Origin of the sequence: Ensifer sp. CCNWLY38 (assembly GCF_037120565.1) — a bacterium.
Lineage (GTDB): Bacteria > Pseudomonadota > Alphaproteobacteria > Rhizobiales > Rhizobiaceae > Ensifer > Ensifer adhaerens_H.
In genome coordinates, this window is sequence record NZ_JBBBBO010000016.1 from 161632 (window position 1) to 172844 (window position 11213).

The window sequence follows — 11213 nt, forward strand, 5'->3', positions numbered from 1 at the left end:
CTAAGGCGAACGCCTCTGGTAATACAATTTACAGTTATTTAGCAACTCCTTGTCAATGTGGCCGTGACGCGGGAGACACTCATGTTTTCAGTGATTGCATGCATAAGCGATGACCACGACTGGCGCCTTATCGTGGCCGCCGCGATCGTCTGCCTGGCGGGCAGTGTCGCAACGATGTTGCTGCTGCTGCGCGCCCGGCGAAGCGAAGGTAGCCAGCGCAGCCTCTGGATCGCGGCCAGCGGTTTTGCCTGCGGTGTCGGTGTCTGGTCGACGCATTTCATCGCCATGCTGGCCTATGATGGTGGTGTGCCGGTTGCTTACGGCCTCTGGGGCACCGCTCTGTCGGTGGTCGTCGCCATAGCCGCGTCGTGGGTCGCCTTTGCAATCGGCCTCGGTGGTGGTTCGCGTCTCTCGATGTCCTGCGGCGGCTTCGTGCTTGGCGCCGGCGTCGCGGCGATGCATTTCACCGGCATGCAGGCGATCGAGATCCACGGGCACATAACCTACGATCCGCAAGCGACTATTTCGGCGCTCGTCGTGGGAACGCTGCTGGCGGGTGCCGCGCTTCATGCTTTTCACGCCTTGCGCAGCATGCGGCGGCTGGTCGTCTCCTCCTTGCTGCTGGTGCTGGCAATCTGCGCCATGCACTTCACGTCGATGAGCGGCGTGACGCTCATGCCGGAGGCCAATGTGGCCGTCGCCGGGACCATTCATCCCGCCTGGCTTGCCGGCGGGGTCATCGCAGCCTCCACCACATTGATCGTGCTCGCCTTCGGCGCCCTCTTCGTCGATCGGCACCTGACCGATCTCAGAGGGCTCGCCAACGCCTCGCTCGAAGGCATGGCGATCGTTTTCGATGGCGTCATCGTCGAAGCCAACGAGCGCTTCTCCGGCCTCACGGGTCGGACGTTTTCCGATCTGTCCGGGCGGCGCCCGTCGGAGATCTTCGTCTTCGGCGAGGAGGGGCTCGAGGGACACAGGCGCGGGGATGGTCCCGGCGAGATCGATCTTCTCAACGCAGAGGGGCGCACCATTCCCGTGGAATTCATGTGCCGGACGATCGAGTATCGTGGCCGCGAATGCGAAGTGATCTTCGTGCGCGACTTGAGGGCACGGAAGGAAGCCGAGCGCACGATCGAGCATCTGGCCCATCATGATGCGCTCACCGACTTGCCGAACCGCGCCTTCTTCGACCGCAGGCTGGCCCAAACTCTGGCCGCGGCCTCCGCGCGGGGCGAAGAGCTGGCGATCCTCTGCCTCGACCTCGACCGCTTCAAGGCGGTCAACGATATCTTCGGCCACGGCGAAGGCGACCGCATCCTGAAGAAGGTTGCCGATATTCTGCGCCAGGCTGCCGGAGAGCAGGATACGGTCGCCCGGCTCGGCGGTGACGAGTTCGCAATCATCCAGGTGGGCGGCAAGCGGCCGGAGGCGGCGCGCCAATTGACGGACCGCATCCTGGCGCTGTTTGCCGCGGAAATGGATACCAACCGCGATCCGACCGCGGTCGGCGTCAGCATCGGTGCTGCGCTCTATCCGTTCGACGGGCAGACGGCAGATCAGTTGCGCAACAATGCCGACACGGCGCTCTACCGCGCCAAGCAGAGCGGCAAGGGCATCGCCTGCTTCTTCGACCGGGGAATGGATGAGGCGGTTCGCACCCGCCGGCAGATCGAAAACGACCTGCGCCATGCGGTGCTTCGCCGCCAGTTCTTTCTCGAATACCAGCCTCTGGTCGAGGTCCAGAGCGACAGGATCATCGGCTACGAGGCACTGCTACGCTGGAGCCATCCGCAGCGCGGGCTGATCGGCCCTGACGTGTTCATCCCGATCGCAGAGGAAAGCGGCTCGATCATCCAGATCGGCGAGTGGGTTCTGGAACAGGCCTGCACGGAAGCGGCAAAATGGAACGAGCCGCTGCCGATTTCCGTCAATATCTCGCCGGTCCAGTTCCTTCTGCCCAATCTCTTCGATCAGGTCGCGAGCATATTGCGTCGGACTGGCCTTGATCCCTGGCGGCTGGAGCTCGAAATCACCGAGGCGGCGCTGATGCACAATCGCGAGGATGTGCTGGCGGTGCTGGTTCGGCTGCGCGTCCTCGGCGTCCGGATCGTCATGGACGACTTCGGCACCGGACATTCTTCGCTGAGCAACCTGCAGACCTTCCCCTTCGACAAGCTGAAGATTGATTGCAGCTTCACCGCTGCCCTCGAAAAGGACCCTTCCGCACAGGCGATCGTCCGCGCCATCATCGCGCTCGGCCATAGCCTCAGGCTCGCGGTCGTGACCGAGGGCGTTGAAACCGAACGGCAGAGGCAGATCCTGGCGGAGGAGGGCTGCCTGCAGATCCAAGGTTATCTCTCCGGCCGACCGGGCGCTGCCCCCAGTACCGGCCGGGAGGCGCCGCGATGGGCGAAGATGCCGGCGTGCGCCGAGGGCTGAGGCACCTGCGCGGGTCCCGATTTGCCAGAGTGGTGACACGAAAAAAGGCCGGGCGCGTGGCGCCCGGCCTTTCCATTTGATGCTTCGCCGGCCGTAGCCTCAGGCGACGCTGATCTGCCGCTTCTCGGCAACCGACTTCACGGCGGCGTCGGCGAGCGCGAGTGCGGCGAGGCCATCCTTGCCCGAAGGTGTGATTTCCGCGCCCTTTTCGATCGCGGCGATGAAGCTTTCGATCTCGTTGGCATAGGCTTCGGTGTAGCGGGTCATGAAGAAGTCGTGCAGCGGCGGGCGGGTGTAGCCTTCGCCATTGGCGATCTCGATCGAAACCGGACGCTGGTTTTCGGCCGAGACGACGCCCTTCGAGCCGTGCACCTCGATGCGCTGGTCGTAGCCATAGGTGGCGCGGCGGGAATTGGAGATGATCGCCTGCTTGCCGGAAGCTGTCTGCAGGATGATCGAGACGCTGTCGTAGTCGCCGGCTTCGCCGATCGCCTTGTCGACGAGAACGGCGGCGGTTGCCGTCACCGAAACCGGCTCTTCGCCGAGCAGGAAGCGGGCCATGTCGAAATCATGGATCGTCATGTCGCGGAAGATACCGCCCGAACGCTTGATGTAATCGACCGGCGGGGCGCCCGGATCGCGCGAGGTGATGGTCACCATTTCCACGTCGCCGATCTTGCCGGCGTCGATCGCCTTTTTGACGGCCATGAAATGCGGGTCGAAGCGGCGGTTGAAGCCGACCATCAGCTTGGCCTTGGTCTCGCCCACAACCTTGAGGCAGGCCTTGACGCGCTCGGCGTCGAGATCGACGGGCTTTTCGCAGAAGATCGCCTTGCCGGCACGGGCGAAACGCTCGATCAGGTCGGCGTGGGTGTCGGTCGGGGTGCAGATGACGACGGCGTCGATGTCGTCAGCCTTTTCGATCGCCTCGATGGTGCGCACGTCGCAGCCATATTGCTTGGCGATGGCTTCGGCGGCGGCAGGGAAGGCGTCGGCGACGGCGACGAGCACGGCATCCGGATTGCCGCTGACGGCTTTCGCATGAACCTTGCCGATGCGTCCGGCGCCCAGAAGACCAAATCTGACTGTCATCTCTGTTTCTCTCGAATTCCGGTTCGCGACCGGGAAGGGGCGTGATGATCGGCGCTCATCGCGCAAAGGCGCCGCGGAACGCTGTTTCCGCGAATCGGTCGGAGAATTGCCACGAAAGATCGCGCGTTGGAACGCTGCGCCGGCGCCTCTCCCTTGGTACCTCCGCTTCCACTCGGCCGTTCCATTTTTTGGAATGAAGTGGCTGATGTGGATTATTTCGGAATTTTTATTCCATTTTTGTAGTCTCCGTCAAGGGGCGTCAGTCGCCGCTGGACTTGCCGTCTCAGGCAAAGTTCTCGTAAATGGGCGGTGCACGAAAAGGCCACCAGAGGACAGAATGCTCAAGTTCATCGACCCGGACCACCCCTTTTACCGCCCGCTATGGGTCCGCCTGCTGATCGTGGCCTTCTGCGCCGTGTGGACGGTGGTCGAATTCCTCGGCGAACAGGCGATGTGGGGCATGATCTTCCTGGCGGTCACGGCCTATGCCTCGGCAGCGCTGCTGATCTTCTACAAACCGAGCGAGAAGGGCGACGAGGGGGCGGGAGGCGGCGAAAAGAGCGAAGGCCGAGGCGACCAGGACGGGACCGCCGACTGAGAACTATGGCGCCGCACCGGCCGCACGGATCTGCCGCGCGGCTTCATCGATCAGCATATTGGCAAGTTTCATTCGCACCGTCGCATTGGCGCGGAACTCCGGCGGCAAGCGGTCGGGATGATTATCGGCGGCGAACATCCGCCGTTTCCCCGCAAGGGTCGCCGATGTTTCGTCATCGGCAAGCCGCAGTTCCTCCGCCACTTCCGCAAGGCTCGTCCGGGCGAGATAGTCGGGCATGACGGGGGCGGGTGGCGGCTCAACGAAGGCGGCATCGAGATAGGCGCGCTCGACCGCGCCAAAGGCGGCAAGGCCGGTGCTTTCGATCGCAAAGGCATTCGCAAGCACCGGTGCGCGCGACGTCGCTGCAGCTGCATGGTCGAGCTCGCTATCCTCTTCCGTCTTCAGCCGTTCGAGCACCGACTGAAACACCGACATTCCGAACATGTGGCCTCCGATTGCAGCGGCACTATGCCGCCCGGAGATTATCCCGGGCTGATCACGCGCGGCCCTGCTTCAGGATGAGATCGTAGAGCAGCTTGGCGCTCGGCGGCAGCGCGCGTCCCTCGGCCGTGATTAGCCCGTAGGGTTTGATGCGGATCGGGATCTCGGTCTTGAGGATGCGGATTTCGCCGGCCGGCGTGCCGTTGCCGGCAATCAGGTTGGCGACGTCGAGCGCCACCGGCGCGATCGCATTGGTGTGGCGCACGATCGACAGCGTCAGGATGATCGACGAGGTGTTGATGACGGTCGCCGGCAATCTCACGCCGGCCGCCACGAAACTATCCTCGACCGCGCGCCTGAGCAGCGTGCCCGGCGGTTGGAACACCCAGTCGTAGGACGGCAGGTCCTCGGCGCCGACCATGGGCTTGTCGAGCAGCGGATGGCCGTCGCGCACGATCAGGCAGACTTCTTCATACCCGATCTCCACCATGTTGAAGAGCCGCGGCGGCTGGTCGTCGGGGATGCGCCCGATGATGAAATCGTGGCGCGCGGCGAGAAGCTCCCTTGCCAGCACGTTGCTGTTTTCGATCTGGACGTTGATCTCGATGCCGGGATAGGCGGTGATCACCTGGCGAATGGCGGGGACGGCGAGATTGAGCGCCGGTCCGGTGACGGAACCCAGAGAGACCGAGCCGCCGCTGCCCGTCTTGAGCTCGTTGATCTCGCGCGAGGCTTCCCGAAGCTCCAGAAAAATCGTGCGGGCGCGCCGTGCCAGCGCTTCGCCGTAAGGCGTCAGTTCGACGCCGCGGGCAATGCGTTCGCAGACCGGAGCCTTCAGCATCGTCTCGATTTCCGACAGCATACGCGAGGCTGCCGGCTGGGAGATGCCGAGGGCTTCCGCGGCGGCGCTGATGCGCCTGTGATCATCGATCGCGAGAATCAGCCGGAGGTGGCTGATCTTCAAACCGGAGCGAAAAAGCGGTGAATCGAAGAGTTCTCCGGTCGAGCCGGGCTTCTGGTCGCGCATTCCCAACCTTTCTGGCTTTCAGGTTTTCAAGGATTTTCAAAAATCACACTGTTTGTGTCTGCTATATCATTTTTGGTATGCATTCAAAGCGATATTGTATTTGACAGTTATATGATTTGATTCCAGTTTTTGCTCATGTGCCAGCGCATGTAGGAGCATGCGAGGCGGGGAGGTCTCTCCTTCACCTTGATCCGCGGCCGGAGACGAGATCCCGGTCCGCGGATTGCTGCGCATAGACGGAAAGGCTCTGCCTGCCGGCTTCAACTTTTTTGGGAGAGAACTGATGAAATTGATGACTTCGCTTCTCGCAGCCGCTGCGATTTCGATCGCGTCCTTCGCTGCGCCCGTATTTGCGCAGGACAAGGGCACGGTCGGCATTTCCATGCCGACGAAGACGTCGACCCGCTGGATTTCCGACGGCGAGACGATGGAGAAGCTGTTCAAGGAAGCCGGCTACACCCCGGACCTGCAGTTCGCTGACGACGACATTCCGAACCAGCTCGCCCAGATCGAGAACATGGTGACCAAGGGTGCCAAGGTTCTGGTCATCGGCGCCATCGACGGCACGACGCTCTCCGACATCCTGCAGAAGGCCCATGACGCGGGCGTCAAGGTCATTGCCTATGACCGCCTGATCCGTGACTCGGGCAATGTCGACTACTACGCCACCTTCGACAACTTCCAGGTCGGCGTGCAGCAGGCGACCTCGCTGGTGCAGGGCCTCAAGCTCGATGGCGCCACCGAGGCGAAGAACATCGAACTGTTCGGCGGTTCGCCTGACGACAACAACGCCTTCTTCTTCTACGACGGCGCGATGTCGGTGCTGCAGCCGCTGATCGACAGCGGCAAGATCGTCGTCAAGTCCGGCCAGAAGGGCATGGACCAGGTCGGCACGCTGCGTTGGGACGGTGCTGTCGCCCAGGCCCGCATGGAAAACCTGCTGTCGTCGAACTACACCGACGCCAAGGTCGATGGCGTGCTTTCGCCCTATGACGGCCTCTCGATCGGCATCATCTCGGCGCTGAAGGGCGTCGGCTACGGCTCCGGCGACATGCCGATGCCGGTTGTCACCGGCCAGGACGCCGAGCTGCCGTCGGTCAAGTCGATCCTCGCCGGCGAACAGTATTCGTCGATCTTCAAGGACACGCGCGAACTCGCCAAGGTAACGGTCGGCATGGTCAACGCGATCATGGAAGGCAAGGAGCCTGAGGTGAACGACACCAAGACCTATGAAAATGGCGTCAAGGTCGTTCCGTCCTACCTGCTGAAGCCGGTTGCCGTCGACAAGTCCAACGTCAAGGACGTGCTCGTCAGCTCGGGCTACTACACCGAAGACCAGATCAACAACTGATCTTTTTCAACGGGAAGGGCCCGTGCAAGCGCGCGGGCCCTTTTATCCAGAAGACGGAGCCGGTACTCTCTCGCAGACTGCCGCTGGAATGACTGAACATGGACAATATCATTCTTGAAATGCGGGGCATCACCAAGACGTTCCCGGGCGTCAAGGCGCTGGACAATGTCAGCTTCAAGGTCCGCGAAGGCGAGATCCACGCGCTCGTCGGCGAAAACGGCGCCGGCAAGTCGACGCTGATGAAGGTCTTGAGCGGCGTCTATCCCGCCGGCACCTATGATGGCGAGATCCACTACGGTGGCGAAGCGCGTCGCTTCTCGACGATCTCCGACAGCGAAGACCTTGGCATCATCATCATCCACCAGGAGCTGGCGCTGGTGCCGCTGCTCTCGATCGCCGAGAACATCTTCCTCGGCAACGAGATCGCCAGCAACGGCGTGATCCACTGGCCGCAGACCTTCGCCCGCACACAGGAGCTCCTGAAGAAGGTGGGCCTCAGCGAGAGCCCGGCGACGCTCATCACCGACATCGGCGTCGGCAAGCAGCAGCTGGTCGAGATCGCCAAGGCGCTTTCGAAGAAGGTGCGGCTCTTGATCCTCGACGAGCCGACCGCCTCGCTCAACGAAACCGATTCCGATGCGCTTTTGAAGCTCCTGATGGAGTTTCGCACGCAGGGAATGACCTCGATCATCATCTCGCACAAGCTGAACGAGATCCGCAAAGTCGCCGACCAGATCACCATCCTGCGCGATGGCGGAACCGTCGAAACGCTCGATTGTCAGACCGAAGATGTCGGCGAGGACCGGATTATCAAAGGCATGGTCGGCCGCGCCATGGAAGACCGCTACCCGCCGCGCGAGCCCAAGATCGGCGAGACGCTGCTGGAGGTGAAGAACTGGAATGTCTTCCACCAGCAGCACCGCGACCGGCAGTTCCTGCACGATGTCAATTTCACCGTGCGCGCCGGCGAGGTCGTCGGCATCGCCGGGCTGATGGGGGCAGGGCGCACCGAGACGGCGATGAGCATCTTCGGCAAGTCCTGGGGCCACAAGATCACCGGGGACGTGACGATGCGCGGCAAGCCCGTCGATGTCAGCACAATTCCGCGGGCGATCGATGCGGGCCTTGCCTATGTCACCGAAGACCGCAAGCAGCTCGGCCTCGTGCTGATCAACAACATCAAGGAGAACACGACGCTCTCCAACCTGAAGGCGGTTGCCGCGAACGGCGTCATCGACGACCGCAAGGAAGCGAAGGTCGCGTCCGACTATCGCTCGAAGCTGCGCATCCGTTCGCACTCGATCTATCAGGAAACGGTCAACCTCTCGGGCGGCAACCAGCAGAAGGTCGTGCTGTCCAAATGGCTGTTCACCAATCCGGAAGTTCTCATTCTCGACGAGCCGACGCGCGGCATCGACATCGGCGCTAAGTATGAGATCTACACCATCATCAACCAGCTTGCCGCCGAGGGTAAAGGCATTCTGATGATATCATCAGAAATGCCGGAGCTGCTTGGAACCTGCGATCGCATCTACGTCATGAACGAGGGCCGCATCGTCGCGGAGCTCTCGAAGGCGGAAGCGAGCCAGGAATCCATCATGCGTGCCATCATGCGTTCAGGGGAGAAACACTAATGGTCGCCGATACGAGCACCCAAAACAACAAGCCCTCGATCGGGGACTATCTCAAGAACAACATCCGCGAATACGGCCTGCTTGTCGCACTCGTGGTGATCATGCTGTTCTTCCAGTTCGTCACCAACGGCGTGCTGTTCAAGCCGGTCAACATCACCAACCTGGTGCTGCAGAACTCGTTCATCGTGATCATGGCGCTCGGCATGCTGCTGATCATCGTCGCCGGGCACATCGACCTGTCGGTCGGCTCGATCGTCGCCTTCATCGGCGCGATCTCGGCGATCATGCTGGTGAAATGGGGCCTGCCCGCCATCATCGTCATTCCCGCCTGTCTTGTCGTCGGCGGCATCATGGGTGCGGCGCAGGGCTATTGGGTCGCCTATCAGAAGATTCCGTCGTTCATCGTCACGCTCGCCGGCATGCTCGTCTTCCGCGGGCTTACCTATGTGGTGCTTGGCGGTCGTCCGATCGGTCCGTTCCCGAAGGAATTCCAGCTTCTGTCGACCGGTTTCGTCCCCGACTTCCTCTATTTCCTCAACCCGGCACCGGAGATGATTCAGAACCTGGTCGCGCTCGTGGCTGTCGTGGCGCTCGTCGCATATGCGATCTATGCCGGCATTCGCGATCGCCGGATCAACGAGCAGCACGGCTCGGAGAACGAACCCTTCATCTTCTTCGCGATCCAGATGGCGGTTATTGCCGTGGTGGCGTTGTTCATCGGCTTCCAGCTCGCGACCTATCGCGGCCTGCCGAACGTGCTGATCGCCATGGCCGTTCTCATCGCGCTTTACACCTTCATCACTACGCGCTCGACGATCGGCCGCCGCATCTACGCCATGGGCGGCAACGTCAAGGCGACCAAGCTCTCTGGCATCAATACCGAGCGGCTGACCTTCTACACATTCGTCAACATGGGCGTGCTTGCGGCACTGGCCGGCATGATCATCACCGCCCGCCTCAATTCGGCGACGCCGAAGGCCGGCCAAGGCTTCGAACTCGACGTCATTGCGGCCTGCTTCATCGGCGGTGCTTCAGCCTCAGGCGGTGTTGGCAAGATCATCGGCGCGGTGATCGGCGCCTTCATCATGGGCGTGATGAACAACGGCATGTCGATCATGGGCATCGGCATCGACTACCAGCAGCTGATCAAGGGCCTCGTGCTGCTCGCTGCCGTGTTCTTCGATGTCTACAACAAGAACAAGGGTTGAGCTGAAAGCCATAAGACCCGACGCGAACCAGTAACATTCACCGGCAGCCGCGGCTGCCAGGATCGGCGGATTGGCCCGCCGGAATTGGATGGCGAAAGCCAGCCACGGGGACGCTTTTGCCTTGAAAGGGCGAGGACCGCGACCCGAACGACCACAGGAAGGACAGGATCGTGCTGATTTCGCAGATCAGGAACGAAGACGGATCGATAACGGTTGCGGTGCGTACGCCCGGCGAGACCGCGTATGCGTTGAACGGTGCGGCGAGCGTCTACGCCTTGGCGATGGAAGCGGCCAATGCCGGGCGCAGCCTGAAGGAGACGATCGAGGCCAAGGGTCTTGGAGCCGCCGTCGACCTCGACAAGGCCTATGCCGAGGGACGCTTCTTGCCGCCGATCACCCATCCGGATCCGGCACATCTGCACCTGACCGGCACGGGCCTCACCCATCTCGGCTCGGCTGCTACGCGCGACGCCATGCACAAGAAGACCAGCGAGGCTGCCGAGGAAACGCTGACCGACTCGATGAAAATGTTCCGCATGGGGCTCGAAGGCGGCAAGCCGAAAGCCGGCGAAGTCGGCGTGCAGCCGGAATGGTTCTACAAGGGCAACGGCACGTCCGCCGTCGCGCCAGGTGCGGCACTCGTCTCGCCCTCCTTTGCCGAAGATGGCGGCGAAGAGCCGGAAATGGCCGGCATCTACGTGATCTCCGACCAGGGTGTGCCGTTCCGGATCGGCTTTGCCGTCGCCAACGAGTTCTCCGATCACAAGACCGAGCGGGTCAACTATCTCTGGCTCGCGCACTCGAAGCTGCGGCAGGCAAGCTTCGGCCCGGAAATTCGCATCGGCACCGCACTCGAGGATATCCGCGGCATGTCGCGCATCCTGCGCGGCGGCAAGGTGCTGTGGGAGAAGCCGTTCCTGTCAGGCGAAGCCAACATGTCGCACAGCTTCGCCAATCTTGAGCATCACCATTTCAAATACGGCCTGTTCCGCCAGCCGGGCGACGTCCACGTGCACATGTTCGGCACGGCGACGCTGTCCTTCGGCGACGGCATCCGCACAGAAGAAGGCGACGTGTTCGAGATCGAGGCTAATGGTTTCGGCCTTCCACTCCGCAACACGCTAGCGATCGCTGCGGAAGAACAGGTCGCCATTCGCCAGCTCTGACACATCTCCTAAGCGCACCGTTCACAAGGGACGGTCATGCGCGTTTATGAAGGAGGCTCGAAGCCTATGACATTGCACCAGAACCTGATTGCCGGCGAATGGGTCGGCGGTGACGGGGTTGCCAACATCAACCCCTCGAACACCAACGACGTGGTCGGCGAATATGCCCGTGCGTCTGCCGACGATGCCCGCGCCGCGATCGCCGCTGCCAAGGCGGCGTTCCCGGCCTGGTCGCGCTCCGGCATCCTCGAGCG

General features: G+C 62.1%; 10 protein-coding genes. 7 read left to right on the forward strand and 3 right to left on the reverse strand.

The genetic code is table 11. The annotated features are described in order from the left end of the window. The first annotated feature begins 81 nt into the window (after positions 1–81). Positions 82–2442: a bifunctional diguanylate cyclase/phosphodiesterase gene (locus tag V7S54_RS28930; protein ID WP_065374321.1), complete on the forward strand. Its 2361-nt coding sequence runs from the start codon at positions 82–84 to the stop codon at positions 2440–2442. A gap of 99 nt (positions 2443–2541) precedes the next feature. On the opposite strand, the gene iolG is transcribed toward V7S54_RS28930, so the two are convergent. Beyond that, a complete protein-coding gene (iolG, locus tag V7S54_RS28935) occupies positions 2542–3534 on the reverse strand; it encodes an inositol 2-dehydrogenase (protein WP_065374320.1) in 993 nt (330 codons plus the stop codon). A gap of 337 nt (positions 3535–3871) precedes the next feature. Here iolG and V7S54_RS28940 point away from each other — a divergent pair, with 337 nt between their 5' ends. Further along, a complete protein-coding gene (locus V7S54_RS28940) occupies positions 3872–4132 on the forward strand; it encodes a hypothetical protein (RefSeq protein WP_065374319.1) in 261 nt (86 codons plus the stop codon). Positions 4133–4135: 3 nt separating this feature from the next. On the opposite strand, the gene V7S54_RS28945 is transcribed toward V7S54_RS28940, so the two are convergent. Beyond that, a complete protein-coding gene (locus V7S54_RS28945; RefSeq protein WP_065374318.1) occupies positions 4136–4576 on the reverse strand; it encodes a hypothetical protein in 441 nt (146 codons plus the stop codon). Positions 4577–4628: 52 nt separating this feature from the next. After that, entirely contained in the window at positions 4629–5600 is a 972-nt protein-coding gene (locus V7S54_RS28950) for a LysR family transcriptional regulator (RefSeq protein WP_065374317.1), read from the reverse strand. A 283-nt stretch (positions 5601–5883) separates the two neighbouring features. On the opposite strand from V7S54_RS28950, the gene chvE reads away from it, so the two are divergent. From chvE to V7S54_RS28975, 5 genes are all read left to right on the forward strand, one after another. Then, entirely contained in the window at positions 5884–6951 is a 1068-nt protein-coding gene (gene chvE / locus V7S54_RS28955) for a multiple monosaccharide ABC transporter substrate-binding protein (RefSeq protein ID WP_065374316.1), read from the forward strand. A 98-nt stretch (positions 6952–7049) separates the two neighbouring features. Further along, positions 7050–8585 (forward strand): multiple monosaccharide ABC transporter ATP-binding protein, encoded by a 1536-nt coding sequence (gene mmsA / locus V7S54_RS28960; protein ID WP_065374315.1) that lies wholly within the window; start codon positions 7050–7052, stop codon positions 8583–8585. After that, positions 8585–9793 carry a multiple monosaccharide ABC transporter permease gene (gene mmsB, locus V7S54_RS28965; RefSeq protein ID WP_065374314.1) on the forward strand — a complete coding sequence of 403 codons (1209 nt, stop codon included), beginning with the start codon at positions 8585–8587 and terminating at the stop codon, positions 9791–9793. The genes mmsA and mmsB overlap by 1 nt, the downstream gene beginning before the upstream one ends. A gap of 170 nt (positions 9794–9963) precedes the next feature. Further along, positions 9964–10959 (forward strand): AraD1 family protein, encoded by a 996-nt coding sequence (gene araD1 / locus V7S54_RS28970; protein WP_065374313.1) that lies wholly within the window; start codon positions 9964–9966, stop codon positions 10957–10959. A 66-nt stretch (positions 10960–11025) separates the two neighbouring features. Beyond that, positions 11026–11213, forward strand: a 188-nt coding sequence (locus V7S54_RS28975) for an aldehyde dehydrogenase family protein (RefSeq protein WP_336409348.1), incomplete at its 3' end; no start/stop codon positions are given.

Coding starts and splice junctions, on each gene's coding strand:
- mmsA (WP_065374315.1), top strand. CDS start 7,050: ATGGACAATATCATTCTTGAAATGCGGGGCATCACCAAGACGTTCCCG.
- V7S54_RS28945 (WP_065374318.1), bottom strand. CDS start 4,576: ATGTTCGGAATGTCGGTGTTTCAGTCGGTGCTCGAACGGCTGAAGACG.
- V7S54_RS28940 (WP_065374319.1), top strand. CDS start 3,872: ATGCTCAAGTTCATCGACCCGGACCACCCCTTTTACCGCCCGCTATGG.
- V7S54_RS28930 (WP_065374321.1), top strand. CDS start 82: ATGTTTTCAGTGATTGCATGCATAAGCGATGACCACGACTGGCGCCTT.
- V7S54_RS28950 (WP_065374317.1), bottom strand. CDS start 5,600: ATGCGCGACCAGAAGCCCGGCTCGACCGGAGAACTCTTCGATTCACCG.
- mmsB (WP_065374314.1), top strand. CDS start 8,585: ATGGTCGCCGATACGAGCACCCAAAACAACAAGCCCTCGATCGGGGAC.
- chvE (WP_065374316.1), top strand. CDS start 5,884: ATGAAATTGATGACTTCGCTTCTCGCAGCCGCTGCGATTTCGATCGCG.
- iolG (WP_065374320.1), bottom strand. CDS start 3,534: ATGACAGTCAGATTTGGTCTTCTGGGCGCCGGACGCATCGGCAAGGTT.